The 16,061-nt window shown below is 62.3% G+C and carries 24 protein-coding genes; 10 read left to right on the plus strand and 14 right to left on the minus strand.

Annotated features, from left to right (window positions below; translation table 11 throughout):
• The first annotated feature begins 3 nt into the window (after nt 1-3).
• The 3 genes from ACZ89F_RS02940 to ACZ89F_RS02950 all read left to right on the plus strand — a co-directional run bounded on the left by ACZ89F_RS02940 (nt 4) and on the right by ACZ89F_RS02950 (nt 1,525).
• Complete coding sequence (locus tag ACZ89F_RS02940) at nt 4-306, plus strand: accessory factor UbiK family protein (RefSeq protein ID WP_476090328.1); 303 nt, start codon at nt 4-6, stop codon at nt 304-306.
• Between the two features lie 345 nt (nt 307-651).
• Complete coding sequence (locus ACZ89F_RS02945; RefSeq protein ID WP_013893499.1) at nt 652-1,152, plus strand: type III secretion system chaperone family protein; 501 nt, start codon at nt 652-654, stop codon at nt 1,150-1,152.
• Nucleotides 1,153-1,165: 13 nt separating this feature from the next.
• Entirely contained in the window at nt 1,166-1,525 is a 360-nt protein-coding gene (locus ACZ89F_RS02950; RefSeq protein ID WP_136615966.1) for a tRNA-binding protein, read from the plus strand.
• Here ACZ89F_RS02950 and ACZ89F_RS02955 read toward each other — a convergent pair.
• The 4 genes from ACZ89F_RS02955 to ACZ89F_RS02970 form a co-directional block, all read right to left on the minus strand.
• On the minus strand, nt 1,522-2,544 hold the full coding sequence (locus ACZ89F_RS02955) for a glycosyltransferase family 4 protein (RefSeq protein ID WP_476090329.1): 1,023 nt from the start codon (nt 2,542-2,544) through the stop codon (nt 1,522-1,524). The two genes, ACZ89F_RS02950 and ACZ89F_RS02955, sit on opposite strands and share 4 nt — an antisense overlap.
• 206 nt (nt 2,545-2,750) lie before the next feature.
• A complete protein-coding gene (locus ACZ89F_RS02960) occupies nt 2,751-4,166 on the minus strand; it encodes an ATP-binding protein (RefSeq protein ID WP_476090330.1) in 1,416 nt (471 codons plus the stop codon).
• A 49-nt stretch (nt 4,167-4,215) separates the two neighbouring features.
• Nucleotides 4,216-4,935 (minus strand): response regulator, encoded by a 720-nt coding sequence (locus ACZ89F_RS02965; protein WP_013530014.1) that lies wholly within the window; start codon nt 4,933-4,935, stop codon nt 4,216-4,218.
• On the minus strand, nt 4,922-5,455 hold the full coding sequence (locus tag ACZ89F_RS02970; RefSeq protein WP_476090331.1) for a MarR family winged helix-turn-helix transcriptional regulator: 534 nt from the start codon (nt 5,453-5,455) through the stop codon (nt 4,922-4,924). The genes ACZ89F_RS02965 and ACZ89F_RS02970 overlap by 14 nt, the downstream gene beginning before the upstream one ends.
• 247 nt (nt 5,456-5,702) lie before the next feature.
• Here ACZ89F_RS02970 and ACZ89F_RS02975 point away from each other — a divergent pair, with 247 nt between their 5' ends.
• From ACZ89F_RS02975 to ACZ89F_RS02985, 3 genes are all read left to right on the plus strand, one after another.
• Nucleotides 5,703-6,596, plus strand: a complete 894-nt coding sequence (locus ACZ89F_RS02975) for a branched-chain amino acid aminotransferase (protein WP_109659803.1) — start codon at nt 5,703-5,705, stop codon at nt 6,594-6,596.
• A gap of 145 nt (nt 6,597-6,741) precedes the next feature.
• Nucleotides 6,742-7,059, plus strand: coding sequence for a hypothetical protein (locus ACZ89F_RS02980; protein WP_109659805.1), 318 nt, complete (start codon nt 6,742-6,744; stop codon nt 7,057-7,059).
• 137 nt (nt 7,060-7,196) lie between these two features.
• On the plus strand, nt 7,197-7,835 hold the full coding sequence (locus ACZ89F_RS02985) for an MBL fold metallo-hydrolase (protein WP_476090332.1): 639 nt from the start codon (nt 7,197-7,199) through the stop codon (nt 7,833-7,835).
• A 112-nt stretch (nt 7,836-7,947) separates the two neighbouring features.
• Here the strand turns inward: ACZ89F_RS02985 and ACZ89F_RS02990 are convergent, their stop codons facing one another.
• The 3 genes from ACZ89F_RS02990 to ACZ89F_RS03000 all read right to left on the minus strand — a co-directional run bounded on the left by ACZ89F_RS02990 (nt 7,948) and on the right by ACZ89F_RS03000 (nt 9,305).
• Nucleotides 7,948-8,376: a BA14K family protein gene (locus ACZ89F_RS02990; protein ID WP_476090333.1), complete on the minus strand. Its 429-nt coding sequence runs from the start codon at nt 8,374-8,376 to the stop codon at nt 7,948-7,950.
• Between the two features lie 184 nt (nt 8,377-8,560).
• A complete protein-coding gene (locus tag ACZ89F_RS02995) occupies nt 8,561-8,773 on the minus strand; it encodes a cold-shock protein (RefSeq protein WP_013530020.1) in 213 nt (70 codons plus the stop codon).
• 319 nt (nt 8,774-9,092) lie between these two features.
• Nucleotides 9,093-9,305, minus strand: coding sequence for a cold-shock protein (locus ACZ89F_RS03000; RefSeq protein ID WP_006202520.1), 213 nt, complete (start codon nt 9,303-9,305; stop codon nt 9,093-9,095).
• A 504-nt stretch (nt 9,306-9,809) separates the two neighbouring features.
• On the opposite strand from ACZ89F_RS03000, the gene ACZ89F_RS03005 reads away from it, so the two are divergent.
• Nucleotides 9,810-10,235 carry a Kazal-type serine protease inhibitor family protein gene (locus tag ACZ89F_RS03005; protein ID WP_476090334.1) on the plus strand — a complete coding sequence of 142 codons (426 nt, stop codon included), beginning with the start codon at nt 9,810-9,812 and terminating at the stop codon, nt 10,233-10,235.
• 74 nt (nt 10,236-10,309) lie between these two features.
• Here the strand turns inward: ACZ89F_RS03005 and ACZ89F_RS03010 are convergent, their stop codons facing one another.
• From ACZ89F_RS03010 to ACZ89F_RS03030, 5 genes are all read right to left on the minus strand, one after another.
• Entirely contained in the window at nt 10,310-10,531 is a 222-nt protein-coding gene (locus tag ACZ89F_RS03010; RefSeq protein ID WP_127265759.1) for a hypothetical protein, read from the minus strand.
• Nucleotides 10,532-10,627: 96 nt separating this feature from the next.
• Complete coding sequence (locus ACZ89F_RS03015) at nt 10,628-10,765, minus strand: hypothetical protein (RefSeq protein WP_164482279.1); 138 nt, start codon at nt 10,763-10,765, stop codon at nt 10,628-10,630.
• Nucleotides 10,766-10,803: 38 nt separating this feature from the next.
• Nucleotides 10,804-11,088: a hypothetical protein gene (locus ACZ89F_RS03020; RefSeq protein ID WP_476090335.1), complete on the minus strand. Its 285-nt coding sequence runs from the start codon at nt 11,086-11,088 to the stop codon at nt 10,804-10,806.
• Nucleotides 11,085-11,354, minus strand: coding sequence for a hypothetical protein (locus ACZ89F_RS03025; protein WP_352627631.1), 270 nt, complete (start codon nt 11,352-11,354; stop codon nt 11,085-11,087). The genes ACZ89F_RS03020 and ACZ89F_RS03025 overlap by 4 nt, the downstream gene beginning before the upstream one ends.
• A gap of 144 nt (nt 11,355-11,498) precedes the next feature.
• Nucleotides 11,499-11,705: a cold-shock protein gene (locus tag ACZ89F_RS03030; RefSeq protein WP_023809797.1), complete on the minus strand. Its 207-nt coding sequence runs from the start codon at nt 11,703-11,705 to the stop codon at nt 11,499-11,501.
• Between the two features lie 324 nt (nt 11,706-12,029).
• Between ACZ89F_RS03030 and ACZ89F_RS03035 the strand changes: the two genes are divergently transcribed.
• Nucleotides 12,030-12,254 (plus strand): hypothetical protein, encoded by a 225-nt coding sequence (locus ACZ89F_RS03035; protein WP_476090336.1) that lies wholly within the window; start codon nt 12,030-12,032, stop codon nt 12,252-12,254.
• A gap of 204 nt (nt 12,255-12,458) precedes the next feature.
• On the plus strand, nt 12,459-14,075 hold the full coding sequence (locus tag ACZ89F_RS03040; RefSeq protein ID WP_476090337.1) for a tetratricopeptide repeat-containing sulfotransferase family protein: 1,617 nt from the start codon (nt 12,459-12,461) through the stop codon (nt 14,073-14,075).
• Between the two features lie 239 nt (nt 14,076-14,314).
• Here the strand turns inward: ACZ89F_RS03040 and ACZ89F_RS03045 are convergent, their stop codons facing one another.
• Nucleotides 14,315-14,668 (minus strand): DUF1428 domain-containing protein, encoded by a 354-nt coding sequence (locus ACZ89F_RS03045; protein ID WP_476090338.1) that lies wholly within the window; start codon nt 14,666-14,668, stop codon nt 14,315-14,317.
• Nucleotides 14,669-14,769: 101 nt separating this feature from the next.
• The gene (locus ACZ89F_RS03050) at nt 14,770-15,192 is read right to left on the minus strand and encodes a VOC family protein (protein ID WP_476090339.1); all 423 of its coding nucleotides are present in this window, start codon (nt 15,190-15,192) and stop codon (nt 14,770-14,772) included.
• A gap of 244 nt (nt 15,193-15,436) precedes the next feature.
• Here ACZ89F_RS03050 and ACZ89F_RS03055 point away from each other — a divergent pair, with 244 nt between their 5' ends.
• A complete protein-coding gene (locus tag ACZ89F_RS03055) occupies nt 15,437-16,051 on the plus strand; it encodes a glutathione S-transferase (RefSeq protein WP_476090340.1) in 615 nt (204 codons plus the stop codon).
• Nucleotides 16,052-16,061 lie beyond the last annotated feature (10 nt).

Consider the following 16,061-nt stretch of genomic DNA (forward strand, 5'->3'; position numbering starts at 1 on the left):
GCCATGTCGACCGGACCGAACCGCATTCTCGATGAATTCGCCAAGCTGATGACCGACGCCGCCGGTGCCGCCCAGGGCGTGCGTCGTGAGGTGGAGACCGCCTTCAAGGGACAGGCCGAACGCATTCTCAACACCATGGACGTGGTGCAGCGCGAAGAGTTCGAAGCCGCGCGCGAGATGGCCGCCAAGGCTCGGGAAGAAAACACTCGCCTAGCCGCCCGTATCGAGGCGCTCGAGGCGAAGCTTGCCGAACTGGCCGGTGAGGCCGCACCAGCGGCGGCGGCCAAGCCCCGCGCAAAAAAATAATCGTTAAACTTTTCCACATAGCCCGATCCTGAAAAGCGCTTTGCCGTGAATCGCTTAACGGCATTGCATGAATCTTTGTGACAGCGGCTTTCCACATGCGAATGACGCAGTGCGAAAAATTGGGCTGTTCACGCGACTCCCGATCAATAGACTGAATTTGTTGCATGATTCGGAGCAGGGTCATGCGGCCGGGCGGTGGGGTCCGGTCTGGGGTCTTTGTGTCGAGAAGTAGTCTTTTGCGCGAAGAAAGTCCTGGCCGTCCGAGTTCTAGACAAGATTGTTCGTTGTGTGTGCCCTCCCGCGGAGCGTGTGGCGGCGCTCGTACAGAACGACAGGAAGCATTCCATGGAACTTCTCGAACTCGAATTCTCCCGCGAAATCCATCCGGTGGATGTTATCGAGCAGGTGGCCCATAACAATGACTGGTCCTTCGAGCGGGCCGGCGACGACGAGATTTCGATCTCCGTTGCCGGAAGCTGGACCGACTATCACGTCTCCTTCTCGTGGATGGAGGATTTCGAGGCGCTGCATCTGGCCTGCGCCTTCGACATCAAGGTGCCGGAGACCCGTGCGCTGGAAGTGATGCGGCTCTTGTCGCTCATCAACGAACAGATGCTGTTTGGCCATTTCGACCTCTGGGAGCAGGAGGGCGCGATCATGTTCCGCCAGTCGCTGCTCCTGGCAGGGGGCGTCGAACCATCGAGCCAGCAGGTAGAAGTGTTGCTGTCGTCGGCGCTGGAAGCCTGTGAATGCTATTTCCAGGCCTTCCAATTCGTCGTCTGGTCCGGAACCTCGGCCAAGGACGCACTGGCCGGCGTGCTGTTCGAGACCTACGGCAACGCCTGAGCCAAAGACCAAGATGAGTTCGAGCAGCGAGCGCAAGCCCGAGATCAGTTTTGCCGATTTCGATCGTGTCGACATCCGCGCCGGCACGATCGTCGAGGCCGAACCGTTTCCGCAGGCGCGCAAGCCTGCATTCAAGCTGAAGATCGATTTCGGCGCCGACATCGGCATCAAGAAATCGTCGGCGCAGATCACGAAATATTATGCGCCGGAGACGCTGATCGGCCGGCAGGTGTTCGCGGTGGTCAATTTCCCGCCGCGACAGATCGGCCCGTTCATGTCGGAAGTGCTGACGCTCGGCTTTCCCGACGAGGAGGGCGCCGTGGTTCTCGGCGCCATCGAGCGCAAGGTGCCGGACGGCGGCAGGTTGTTTTAGGCCGCCAGCTTCCTCGTCGTACCCAGCGCTTCCTCGACTGTGTCGAGGAACATTTCCGCGCAGGCTTTCCAGCTGTAGCGCATGGCGCGTTCGCGTGCCTGCGCGCGGTCGACGTTGAGCGCGGCGAGTGAGGCCTCGCGCAGATCGTTGGAAACAGCGCCGCCAAAACCGTCGCCGACGATGTCGATCGGTCCGGTAACCGGATAGGCGGCGACCGGCGTGCCGCTGGCCAGCGCCTCGATGATGACGTTGCCGAAGGTGTCGGTGCGGCTCGGGAAGACGAAGACGTCGGCCGAGGCATAGATCTCGGCCAGTTCGTCATTGGGGCGATGGCCGAGGAAATGCGCCTGCGGATACTTCGCCTTCAGCCTGGCAAGCTCGGGGCCTTCGCCGACGATCACCTTGCTGCCGGGCAGCTCGAGGTCGAGGAAGGCGCTCAGGTTCTTTTCGATGGCGACGCGACCGACGCAGAGGAAGACCGGGCCGGGGAAGCCCAGATCCTTCTTCTTGTCCGGGCGGAAATGATCGGTGTCGACGCCGCGCGTCCACGGCCGCAGCTTGGTGAAGCCGCGCGCCGCAAGGTCGTCGGCGAGCGACTGGGTGGCGACCAGCGTGCCCTGGCCGGAATTGTGGAAATCGCGCAGCCAGCGATAGGCCCAGCTTTCCGGCACCGGCAGGCGGGCGCTGAGATATTCGGGAAAGCGCGTGTGATAGCTGGTGGTGAACGGCCGGCCGGCATTGCGGCAATAGCGCCGCGCCATGATGCCCAGCGGACCCTCGGTGACGATATGGATGTGGTCCGCCTTGCCGGCTTCGATCAGGCGCGCGACATGGCCGGGCGTGGTCAGCGCCAGCCTTATGTCGGGATAGGTCGGCAAGGGCAGGGTGCGAAAGATGTTGGGCGTCAGGAAATCCACCGCGACATCGAAGGATTTCAGCGTTTCGGTGAGCCGCTCCAGCGTGTGGACGACGCCGTTGACCTGCGGGCGCCAGGCGTCGGTGACCATCAGTATGCGCATGGCGGCCCTTTGCAGGAAAGGTCGGCGGTTGCCTTGAGACGATGCCGGAACGGCGACCAGCCTGCTGCCCTCGCTTCGCTCCAGCGCACCCGGGCGGGCACGGGGTCGAAGTGAGGCGGCAAGGCCGAATCAATTGAGGTCGCGCGCTTCATGCGCGCTCTTGACCATGGTTTCATGACGGGCGGATGAAGCCCGTCCTCAGCCGACTATGCCGGGACCTTGATGACGGCGCGAAGTCCGCCCAGCGGGCTGTCGTCGAGGGTGATGTCGCCGCCATGGCTGCGGGCGATGTCGCGGGCAATCGACAGGCCGAGCCCGGTGCCGCTGGCATCGAGGTTGCGCGCCTCGTCGAGCCGCACGAAAGGCTTGAACACATCTTCCCGCCTGTCTGCGGGAATGCCCGGACCATCATCGTCGATGGTGACCAGAAGCGAGCCGCGGCCATGGGTGGCGTTGACCTCCACCGTCGAGGCATAGCGGAAGGCGTTGCCGATGACGTTGGACATCAGCCGGGCAAAGGCGTTCGGCCGCACATGCACGTCGGGGTCGCCGGCAAGCGTCGTCGACAGTTTGCGCTTGCGCAGCCTGGCTTCCTCGTCGAGCTTCTCGAAATAGGCCTCGAGATCGAACCGTCCGGCGTCTTCCGAAGCCTCGCCACGGGCAAAGGCGAGATAACCTTCGAGCATCGACTGCATGTCGTCGATATCCTGGTCGAGCGCCGCCTTGGTCTCGGCTTTGCCACCGGAAAGCGCAAGCTGCAGCTTGAAGCGGGTGAGGATGGTTCGCAGGTCATGGCTGACACCGGTCAGCATGGCGGTGCGTTGCTCGATCTGGCGCTCGATGCGCTCGCGCATCTGCATGAAGGCAAAGCCGGCGCGGCGGACCTCTTCGGCGCCGCGCGGCCGGAAATCGCGCGGCATCGGCCGACCCTTGCCGAAGCTTTCGGCGGCTTCGGCGAGCGTCAGGATCGGCCGGATCTGGTTGCGCAGGAAGGGAATGGCGATCATCAGGAGCACCAGCGAGGTGCCGACCATCCAGATCAGGAAGATGTGGGTGTTCGAGGCATAGGCCTGGCTGCGGCGCACGAAGACGCGCAGCACCTTGTTCTCGAGCTGGACGCGCACCTCGACGATGTTGGAATTGCCGACCGTGTCGATCCAGAACGGGCGGTTGATCTGGCGGGTGATCTCGGATGACAGAACATCATCCAAAATCGAGAAAAACGGCTTTGGACCGGGCGCGGGCAGCGGGTCGGGCGGCAAGAGGTCGACCTTCAGCTGCATGCGGTCCTGGGCGATGCGGATGATGTTGGTGTAGTCGGCATCGCGCGGATAGGTTTCGATCAGGTCGATGATGGCGGCGATGTCGCGCACGGTGGCCTGCGACAGGCGTTGCGTCACGGTTGCCCAATGGCGTTCCATGAAGACAAAGGCGACGACCGATTGCAGCAGGATCATCGGCGCGATGACGATGATCAGCGAGCGGGCATAGAGCCGCTTGGGCATGTAGAGCGAGACGAGGCGCCAGAAGCGGTTCCATGCGCGCGGCACCGCCTTCAGCGTCCGCGTGGCGCGTGCGCTCAAGCCGCCATTGCCCGGCTGTTCCAGTTCCGTGGTTGCCATTCGCTCTTGTCGCTTGCCCGCAGCCGTTCAGCCGGCCGCACGCGATATTCTATTCCACGCTGAGCCGATACCCAATACCGCGTACGGTCTGCAGCCAGACCGGATTGGACGGGTCGCGCTCGATCTTGCGGCGCAGCCGGTTGATCTGGACGTCGATGGTGCGCTCGCCGACTTCCGAATCGTCGCCGACAAGCTCGTGGCGGGGTATCGTCTCACCTGCCCGCGCGGCAAAGATCGCCAGGATCTCCTGTTCGCGGTCGGTCAGCTTCAGCGCCTCGCCGCCGCGCTTCAATTCGCGCCTGGCGATCTGGAAGGTGTAGGGGCCGAAGACCAGCTGCTCGACCTTGGGCGTGGTCGCCGGGCCACCACGGCGCAGGATGTTGTTGATGCGCAGGATCAGCTCGCGCGGATCGAACGGTTTTGGCAGATAGTCGTCGGCGCCGGCCTCCAGCCCTGAGATGCGGCTGTCGGTCTCCGACAGCGCCGTCAGCATCAGGATCGGTACGTTCTTTTCGGCGCGCAGCGACTTGGTCAGGTCGACGCCCGTCTCGCCGGGCATCATGACGTCGAGCACCAGAAGGTCGAAGTCGAGGCCGGCAAGCTTGCGCCTGGCTTCGCCGGCATTGCCGGCGACCGTCACGCGAAAGCCGTTTTCGGTCAGATACTGCTTGAGAAGATTGCGGATGCGGGTGTCGTCGTCGACCACAAGCAGATGTGGCGCGTCGTCGTCCGGTGCGGCCGCGTGATCGACCCGTTCAGTGCTCTCCATGGCTTTTCCCTGACATTTTTGCGGATCCAACGTCGATCTGCGCTCTCAGTTCCGGATTGACCATCGCTTCGAGGAACCGTTCGACCAAGGTCCGTTCGGTTATTCCGGAATCTCCCAATGCAGCATGGATGCGGCGCGACTGTGGCCGTGCCAGCGCCAGTGCCAGCGCACGGCCCTTGGCGGTCGGATAGAGTTCGCGCTGGCGGCGGTCGCGCGGACCTTGCAACTGCACGACATGGTCGGTGTCGATCAGTTGCTTGAGCACGCGGGCCAGGCTCTGCTTGGTGATCTTCAGCACGTCGAGCAGTTCGGCGACCGTCAGGCCGGGCCTGCGGTTGACGAAATGCAGCACCCGGTGGTGGGCACGGCCGAAACCGTAGTCAGCCAGGATCTGATCCGGATCGGAGGTGAAATCACGATAGGCGAAGAAGAGCAGCTCGATGATGGCGAAGTCGATGCCGTCCTCGACTGACATCGCGGTCCTGATCGGTTTTCCGGCTGCGTGGCTTCGATCCGTCATCATTTCTCCGTGGGAAAGAGAGATTATGTCAGTACTATTGACGTAATTTCCCTGCAATGGTAATTTTTGACAAGCTTTTGGGCGGATTGCGAACGAAAAGGCAAGGGAAGGCGGTTTTTCCGGAACTTCCTGAGTTTGCCAGAGCGCAATTATCCGCCTACGCTCCAGCATAAAAGCCGCTTTGGGCGGCCGACACGAAACATCAACGATACAACACTATGCGGGCTGCCGCCCGCGGGAGGTTACCATGGCATCCGTTCCCTTCGACCAACTGGATGGTTTCATCTGGATGAACGGCGAATTCGTCCAATGGGGTGACGCCAAGATCCATGTGCTGACCCATGGCCTGCATTACGCCAGCGCCGTCTTCGAGGGCGAGCGCGCCTATGGCGGCGAGATCTTCAAGCTCAACGAACACACCGAGCGTCTGCATGAATCGGCGCGCCTGCTCGGCTTCAAGATTCCCTATTCGGTGGCGGAACTCAACGACGCCTCCACCACGCTTCTGAAGAAGCAGGGTTTCCAGGACGCCTATGTCCGGCCGATCGCCTGGCGCGGCAGCGAACAGATGGGCGTTTCGGCGCAGAACAACCGCATCAACTGCGCCATCGCCATCTGGCAATGGCCGAGCTATTTCGACCCTGCGCAGAAGCTGAAAGGCATCCGCCTCGATGTGGCGGAATGGCGCCGGCCCGACCCGCGCACCGCGCCTTCCAAGTCGAAGGCCGCCGGCCTCTACATGATCTGCACCATGTCCAAGCATGCCGCCGAGGCCAAGGGCTATGCCGACGCCATGATGCTCGACTGGCGTGGCCAGGTCGCGGAAGCGACCGGCGCCAACATCTTCTTCGTCAAGGACGGCAAGATCCATACGCCCAAGCCCGATTGCTTCCTCGACGGCATCACCCGCCGCACGGTCATTGGCTTGGCCAAGGATCGCGGCTTGGAGGTGATCGAGCGCGCCATCCTGCCGGAAGAACTCGAGGGCTTCGAGCAATGCTTCCTGACCGGAACTGCAGCGGAAGTAACGCCGGTTTCGGAGATCGGACCTTACCGATTCGAGGTCGGTGAAATCGCCAAAAACCTAATGAATGACTATTCTGCCGCCGTTCAGCCCAAGCACGCGATCGCCGCAGAATAACGATAGTCACAGCTTTTCGAGCAAGCAGGGGCGGTTTTCGGGCCGCCCCTTTTATTTCAGCGTTTCTGCATTTGACTTTCGTCCAATTCGGCGTCTCATGATGCTGTCGGCCCGGGAGGCTGGCAGCTATGGAGGGACTAATCTTATGGACATGAACACGCTTCTTCCGATCATCATACAGGTGATTACGGGTATCATCGGTGGTCAGGCGGTCGGTGCGGCGCTCAAGACGGCGGCGATGGGTCAGCTTCCCAAAATCCTGGGCGGAGCCATTGGCGGCGTCGGCGGCGCGGCGATCCTCGGCAGCCTGCTGGGCGGCGGCGCGGTCGATCCGGCGGCTGCGGCAGCAGCAACGAGCGGTCTCGGCAGCGCGCTGAACCTCAACAACATCGTTGGCGGCGCCGGCGGTGGCGCGATCCTGACCGGCATTCTCGGCGCGGTCATGGGCGCCATGAAGAAGTAAGCGGCCATTCGGTCTTTTCAAATGGGCGGCTTCGGCCGCCCATTTCCGTTTCAGGGCTACTGGCTGTTCGTCTTTCCAGGGGTGGACGCCCTTCACCGGCGTCTCTACATCACGGCTGGCATAGCGAAAGGACGATCATGGGTCAGCTCAATGCCGGCATCGTGCCGGTCACACCGTTTCAGCAGAATTGCACCATCCTGTTCGACATGGATGACAAGCACGGTGTTGTCGTGGATCCGGGCGGCGACATCGAAAAGGTCCTGGCTGCGCTGAAGGACAATGCGATATCAGCCGGGGCGATCTGGATAACGCATGGCCACATCGACCATGCCGGTGGCGCCATGGAGCTGAAGGAGGCGCTCGGCGTCGAGATCATCGGCCCGCATGAGGCCGACAAGTCGCTGCTCGACAATCTGGAAAACCAGGGCAGGCGCTACGGCATCGCCGGCGCGCGCAACTGCGTGCCCGACCGGTTCCTGACCGAAGGCGAGACCGTGTCGTTCGGCGGCCATGTGTTCGAGGTGTTGCACTGCCCCGGCCATGCGCCTGGCCATGTCGTCTACTACAACCGCGCAGCCAAGTTCGCCCACGTCGGCGACGTGCTGTTTCGCGGTTCGGTCGGCCGCACCGACCTGCCGGGCGGCGACCATGCGGCGCTGATCGCTTCGATCAAGGACAAGCTCCTGCCGCTCGGCGACGACATCGGCTTCATCTGCGGCCACGGCTCCGGCGGCCGCTTCGGCGAGGAGCGGCGGACCAATCCGTTCCTGGTGTAGGCTGTGCTGATATTCAGCCGGCCTGCGAATATCGGGCGGCTTCAAAAACGATCCTGAAAACAAAAAAGCGCTGGCCTTGCGGTCAGCGCTTTTTGTTTGGGGCAGGGAAGCCTCAGTTGGCAGTGCAGAAATGCTGTTCGCCGTCATTGCCGGTGAACGTGCCGGTGCGGGAATTGAAGGTGCGGTAGCGGTCCGAGCAGTATTCGTACCAGTCACGCGTCCACGGCTCGGCATAACGATCGGCGTAGACAACCCTCGGCTCTGCATAGTAGCGGCGGACCGGGGCCGGGCGCACCACGACGTCACGATCGTAGTAACCGTCATCGTAGTAGCGGTCAGCGTAGGGCGGGGGCCGGTCATTGGCCAACGCGCCACCGATCAGCGCGCCGGCCGCGAGGCCGAGGACGCCGGCGGCGATCGCATCGCCATTGCCGTGATGGCCGTGACGGCGCCAGTCACGCGCGTTGGCGGCGGGCAAGGTCGCGAGCGTGGTTGCGGCCACGGCAGCGGCCAGGACGGCGGTTTTGAAAATTTGGTTCATGTCGGTCTCCTTCGTGCCGGCCCGTGCAGTTTCGGGGGATGCGGTCCGGCTTTACCAAAGACTAATATGCGACCGTGGCTGAACGGGGGCTGAACGGATTTCGACGTGTTTATTCAAAACAGACGTCAAGGATCACACGCTCTCAAGGCGCGAAACTGCCCGCCGCAGCCGGTCTGAAGCGGGCTCAGCCGACCGACAGGTTGACGGCTTTCGGACCCTTGCCACGCTTGTCCGGCTCGGTATCGAATGATACTTTCTGGCCATCCTCGAGACCGGGAAGACCGGACGCCTGCACGGCTGAAATATGGACGAAAACATCCTTCGCGCCATCATCGGGCGTGATGAAGCCGAAGCCCTTGGCATGGTTGAAGAATTTGACGGTGCCGGTCTGCGGCATGGGAAGCTCCTTTGTCCCATAAACTCCAGTCTCGGGCCGGCAAATGCCCGAGTGGAAATTTGTCCTTTATTTTAGCGTCATCGGCAAGAGAAAGTTTTGTGGGCACCTGAAGCGCTTCGCGACTCCCTTTAAGTCTTTGTTTTCATGCGCATCGTTTCCCCAAAACCGGGACCACTTCCGGGCGATATGCATTGGTCTGCTTTTTCGGTACGAAAAAGGCGCGACGAAGATCGCCGCGCCTTTCAAAATTCAAATCCCTCTCCAAGCCAGGTTCAGGCATTGGAGCCTCCGTCGCGCGTCCGAGAGACGTGCCGATGGCTCAGGCAGCGCGGAGGTTGACGGCCTTGGGGCCCTTGCCCATGCGGTCCGGCTCGACGTCGAAGGTGACCTTCTGGCCGTCGACGAGCGTGCGCAGGCCCGAAGCCTCGATCGCGGAAATATGGACGAACACGTCCTTGGCGCCACCATCGGGCGTGATGAAACCGAAGCCTTTGGTCGCGTTGAAGAATTTAACGGTGCCGGTCTGGGCCATTGGGGAAACTCCTTCACCCGTTCAGTCTTTGGTGGTCCTGCCCGCCGCCTGGCGCAAAGGGCAGTTCCCGGTGGTTGCTTCGGCAGTCATGCATTGGCGCATGGTCAAACCCCCCGCCGAAAACGGGGCCGTCAGAGATTCACAGTATCGGGGAAAGGTCGTCCAAAACGTTCCGCTCTCCGGGTCGCAAATGCCCGAACACGGAATTTATCGCACGGAAACGTGATGGTTGCAAGATAGCGCCGCGGGCCGCCGCACTGGCGCATCCCGACGCATGAATCGACTGACCTGAGCATCGATCAGCTCGGCATAGGCTTGCTTGCCGGCCGGGTCATCGGCCCAGAGCCGGGCCACGAATGGGCCAGATGTCGAGGTGGTCGAGGAGGCTGACGCCGACCACGGCCCCAGGCGCCGTTTCCGGCAGAAGGGGCTGCAAACGGGGGTTGCATTTGGCAGGGGAATGGCGAGGATCGGCAACCGGGGACGCGATCGTGGGAGATCATCATGAAATTTCTGGCGGCAATCTTTTCGCGGCAGGGTTTTGCCATCCTGTTGCTGTCGGCAATTCTTGCCGCCTGTACCGTCGTGGTCGATGAGGGACCAGGGCCGCGCCCGCGTCCGCCACGGCCCGAACCACAATATTGCAGCAAGCAGTACGAGCCGGTCTGTGCCCGGCGCGGCGGCGACCGCCAGACCTTCGCCAATGCCTGCCTTGCCGACCGGGCCGGCTATCGCATCGTGCGCGACGGCCCGTGCCGCGACGGCGGTGGTGGCGGCGGCGGCGGCGGTGGTGGCGGCGAAGAGCAGACGTTCTGCACCCGCGAATATGCGCCGGTGTGCGCTCGCCGGCACGGCGAGATGCGTACCTTCCCCAATTCCTGTGAAGCCCGTGCCGCGGACTATCGCGTCGTTGAAGACGGGCCGTGCTGAGGGCAGGGCGATGTCCGCAGGACATGATCAGATCGGTAAAGGCAGCGCGTGAAGATTGAAGCTCGCGCTGCTGGTCACGGTGCCGGATACGCCCCGTCAGCCGGGCCGGCGTAAAGCTCGCTGCCGTCGTCGTCGCAAATGCGCAGGCGATCGGGGATTTGCGGCATGGCCAGCGTGTGGAACAGCGCGGTGGCGCCCTGCAGCGCGGCGCGCAGGTTCGGTGCTTCCAGCGACACCTTGTCGAGTGTGGCTTCGTCGGCGTCGCGCGACCGGTAGAACTCGATGACGAAGTTCAAGCGCGCCTCCGTGGTGGGCAGGTGTTGCGCAGGCCAGTTGTGTCCGTCCGTCGCCTCACAGGCGACGGAAAGGGCGCACGAGGCGCCCCTTTTGTGTCAGCCCTTCGATTTCGGCTTCAGGCTGCTCTCCGCCTGCTTGACCGACGAGCCGAACGGGGAGGCGGGCTTGGCCACGACCTTGTCCTTCTTTGGCTTGCGTGTCTCGCGGTTGCTTCGCTGTTGACCCTTGGACATGTCGTGCTCCTGCTGCGTGTTGGCTTGGCGGTGGGGTCTCAGACGACCAGGTTGCTGGCAACAACCGAATTGTCAGTGACAACCGGGTCGTTTGCCGGTTCGAGATTGTCTTCGGTGGTGACCCGCTCATGGGTCTCCTGCTCGCTGCGGATGCGGTATTGCGGCGAACCGTCCTTGACCGGCAGCCTGCTCTTGATCTGGAACAGTTCGGCGGTCTTCTGGACGAGGCCGGTGCGGCTCTTCATGCGCACGGTCTGACCGATCGCAAACTGGTGCGCGGGCGTGTCGGTGCGCGGGCGCGCATTCTGCTGGAAACGGATCATGCTGCGTTCTCCCTGTCGCGCTTCAGCGCTGTTTCGAGTTCGAGGTAGTCGATGGCGACAAGCTGGCTGGTGGGCGGGTTTTTCACTGCCCTTGCCGGCAGATGGATGAAGGTGGCGACGCGGCGCCAGGCAAGCCGCGACATGCCCTCGATCAGCTCTTCGTCGTGATCGATGTCGTAGTCGCCGGCCGGCAACTGCCCTTCCAGCCCGCCGAGCACGAAAGGTGCCGCGAAATGCACGATGGAGTGGGTGGTGCGGTCCGGCATTATCTTACCTGTGCAAAGCAGCCGTCCTGAAAGCAAAAAAGCGGGGACGAGCCCCGCTTTCCTATTTCCGGCAGTCGCTGGAAATAAGCCGCTTTCGAGGGCTGCCAGTACATCCGTGGTCAGCGTTCATCGAATTCGGCCGGATCAGATCAATTGCAAATTGGCGGCCGACTCGCGGCCCTTGGTGTCACGCTCCAGCTCGAACTGCAGCTTCTGGCCTTCGGCGAGGCCGGGGAAGCCGGCGCGCTCCAGTGCGCTGACATGGACGAAAACGTCCTTGCCGCCATCAGTCGGCTGAATGAAGCCGAAGCCCTTCTGCCCATTGTAGAACTTCACGGTTCCGGTGTTCATGTGAGTCTTTCGAAGAATGAGACACGGCTGCGGAGCGAATATGCCGCGCCCGGTATCGAAGATTTGGAATGGGATTGGCGGGTCGATAACCTCTGACGCCGCGAGATGCCAATTCTGGCCCAAAGCGATCTTGCATATATAGGCTGATAGGGCTGATTGTTCAAGAAGATTCATGAAAAACTCGGACGACGGCAGAAAAATAGATCGCTGTAATTGTTTGAAAAATCCTGATATGGCTCAGTGGCTTTCAAAAAATTGCTTAAATTTACGCTGGGCCGATTTTCCCGGCACTTGCATTTTATTTATTCCTGGAAGGAAAAAGCCATGGTTTCCGTCAGAACCCCGAGAGGCATGACCGTAGCGATCAACCCGATCATCAAGCCAACCATCATACACGCCATTGCCGCCGGCCCGACCGGCAAGTCGATGATCGTCAAGTCGGCACGGCTGACCATCAGAAGCGATGAGGCGGCAAGGCGAACGATCGCCGATACCGATGGCACCGTGAGGCGGGCCAGACAGGTCGCCGAGACCAACCGCCTGATCTGACCTTCGCCACTGATGGGAAGGGCGAGATACCAAGCGAAGCCTTGAACCTGCCGCGCCGATGGCCTAGATCGCCACAGGCGGACAAAACACGGCAGGTTTCCCATCAACAGAGATCAGAGACGAGCGGCAGGTGCGGGAACCAGATCTGGCGCTGGAGGACAGCCCCCGCTGGGCCTCGACCAGCGTGTTCAGCAGGCACTGCAATTGCATCAGGCCGGGCGCCGGCAAGAGGCCGAGGCGATCTACCGGCAGGTGCTGGCGCAAAAGGCCAATCACGCCGCCGCGGCGCATTTCCTGGGGCTGCTGCTGCACCAGACCGGACGCAGCGCCGAGGGGCTGGACCTCATAGAACAGTCGGTGCGTTTGCAGAGCGGCAACCCGGATTTTCAAAACAATCTCGGCACGGTCCTGCGTGACCTCGGCCGGGTCGCTGCTGCCGTCGACTGCTTCCGCAAGGCGGTGACGCTGCGGCCCGACCAACTGGCGGCGCGCGACAATCTTGGTTCATCGCTGAAGCAGCTCGGCCAGTTCGAGGGTGCGGAGGAGATCTATCGCGGCACGGTCGGTCGCAATCCCTTTCATGTCCGCGCCCGTATCGGGCTTGCCGAAACGCTGCAGGAAGCGGGACGCTTGGACGAGGCGCTCGCCGTCTTCCGTGAGGCGCTGACGATCCGGCCCAGGGATGCCGATCTGCTGCACGGGCTCGGTGTCGGGCTGATGGAAAAGGGCAAGCTCGATGAAGCAGCCGATCTTTTCCGGCAGGCGCTGGCGGTCGACCCCGGCATGGCGAGAGCCTGGCTGATGCTGACGCAGGTCAAGCGCCAGAAGGAGCGCGACAGCGAATTGACCAGCATGGAAGCCCAGCATGCCAAGGCGCCGCAGGATAGCCTGTCGCGCATGCAGTTGTCCTTCGGTCTCGGCAAGGCCAATGACGATCTCAGGGATTATGGCCGGGCCTTCGACTATTTCGCCGAAGGCAATGCGATCCGCCGCAAGGGCATCGATTACGACCAGGCCAAGACGCGGGCCGAGTTCGAGGCGATGAAGGCAACCTTCGATGCCGGCTTCTTCGAGAAACACAAGCCCAGCTTAATTAGCGACGACACGCCGATCTTCGTCGTCGGCATGCCGCGCTCGGGCACGACGCTGGTCGAGCAGATCATCGCCAGCCATCCCCAGGTCTACGGCGCCGGCGAGCTCAGCATCCTGAAAACGGCGGTCGGCAAGCAGTTTCCCTTGACCATGAAGGGCGGTTTTCCGGCAGGGATCGCCGACATGCCCGACAAGGCTTTCGCCGAGGCCGGCGAGGCCTATCTCGACATGCTGCATGGCCGTTACCCAGGCTTCAAGCATGTCACCGACAAGATGCCGGGCAACTTCCTGCTGATCGGCTTCCTGCATATGATGCTGCCCAAGGCGAAGATCGTCCATTGCGCCCGCGATGCGGCGGCCACCTGCCTGTCGATCTACAAGGTGCATTTCCGCGGCGACAGCCACCGCTATGGCTACGATCTCGGCGAACTCGCGGACTTCCACAATCTCTACACCGACATCATGGCGCATTGGCACACGGTGCTGCCAGGCGTCGTGCATGATGTGCGCTATGAGGATTTCGTCGCCGACCAGGAAGGCCAGACGCGGGCGCTGATAGCCCATCTCGGCCTGCCCTGGGACGATGCGGCGCTGTCCTTCCACGAGACCGACCGTCCGGTGCGCACGGCATCGGCCGCGCAGGTGCGCCAGCCGATGTATCAGGGCTCGGTCGATCTGTGGAAGCGCTATGGTGACCGGCTGAAGCCGCTGTTGGACAAGCTGGATTAGCACCCTGGCTGCAGTTTAGCCGAAGCCCCCAAGCTTCGTCATCCACGGGCGGAGCAGCCGCGAAGCGGCGTCGCGGAGACCCGGGGATCCATTCCGTGACCTCGATCGAAGGATGCAACGGGGCAGAATTCGTCACCGTTGCAACGCCTTTGGGTCACGGCATGGATCCTATGGTCTGCGCCGCGTCGCTTCGCTCCTTGCTCCGCCATAGGATGACGAAGCGGTGGGGGCTCAGTTGCTCAAAGCTCCATGAATGGCTTGAAGCCGCCGAAGATCATGCGCTTCATATCGAACGGCATCGGCCCCCAATCGGGTGTCAAACGTGGGTCTGCCATCACCTTGGCCATGACCGCATCGCGGCTCTCCCGCGATTCATAGACGGCCCAGGAGAAGACGACGATCTCGTCGTCCTTGGCCTGCACGGCGCGCGGGAACGAAGTGACCTCGCCATAGGGCACGTCGTCGCCGATACATTCGACATAGGCGAGCGCGCCGTGCTCCATCCATATGGGGCCTGCGAGATTGGCCAGCCTCTTGTAGTCATCGAGCTTCGCCTTGGGCACGGCGAGCACGAAGCCATCGACATAGGACATTGTGGGTCTCCCGTTGCTGAAATCATGCGCCGGGCCGGCAGGGACGCGACCCGGCGCGAATGAGCGCAACGCCCCGGGAGGGCATTGTTGCTCGCTGCGACTTACTTGACCGGTGCGTTCATCGCCCAGGCCACGCCGAACGGATCCTTGACCTGGCCCCAGCGGTCACCCCAGAACATGACTTGCAGTGGCACCACTTCCTCGCAACCGGCGTCGATGGCGCGCTGCCACCAGGTTTGGATGGCGTCGTCCTGAAGGTGCAACTGCAACGTATAGCCTTGGGCATCCTTATGAGGATGGCCGTGCTCGGGATAGGCATCGCCCAGCATCAGCGTCGAACCGTTGATGTGGAGATGGATGTGCATGGTGCGGCCTTTTTCGTCCGGCGGATAGGCAAAGACCTGTTCCGCCCCAAACGCCTTCTCGTAGAATTCAGCAGCCTTGAAGGCGCCGTCCACCTGCAGGTAAGGGGTCAATCCGCCAAGCACTTTCGCTGCGGCCTGAGCCGGGGTCTGGTCGGTCATTTTCGTGTTCCTCTTCACGTTTGGTTTGGCCTTGCCAATCATAGGACGGATGAGGTGACGCCGATCCTACAAGGCCGCCAAATTTTTTTGGCGGGCCGGGCCTGGACACGCCGGGCAGCCGGCGGGCTTGGACGAGAGGCGTGAAATGAACTTGCGTCGGCAGCCCCCAATCAGAGCGCAATTCTCGCAACTCGCAGGCTAGAACAGCTGGATCATCCCGTGCTTCCTCAATCCCGAGGCGACAATGATCCTTTACTATCAGACCCACTCACCCTTCGCGCGCAAGGCGCTCGTCTTCGCTCATGAGGTCGGCATTGCCGATCGGCTCGAGGTCATTCACCACGAGACCAGTCCGACCTTGCGCAATGCTCGCGTCTACGCCGAAAATCCGCTCGGCAAAGTGCCGGTGCTGTTGCGGCCCGACGCGTCGCCGATCTTCGATTCCGATGTCATCTGCGCCTATCTCGACACGCTGCATGACGGCCGCAAGCTGCTGCCGCAAGACGGCGAGGCGCGCTGGCAGGGGTTGCGGCTGCAGTCGGTCGCCCAGGGCCTGGCGCAGACGGGCATAGCGTTGCGCTGGGAGACTGAAAGAAGACCCGAACAGCTGCGTTATGGTGCTCTCGCCGACGGATACCGGGAAAAGATCGAGGCGAGCTACGACTGGATCGAAAGCACGCTGGACGACCAAGCGCCGCTCCATGTCGGCCACATTGCCTTGGCCACCACGCTGTCCTGGATGGCGTTCCGCCACCTTCCACCGTTTCGCTCGCGGGCGCGACTAACGCGCTGGTTCGAGGCTTTCGAAAAGCGCGTATCGATGCTGGCGACGCCGCTTTCAGGCGAGACGCATGACTGATCAGCGGTCG

The organism is Mesorhizobium sp. USDA 3734 (assembly GCF_056279665.1).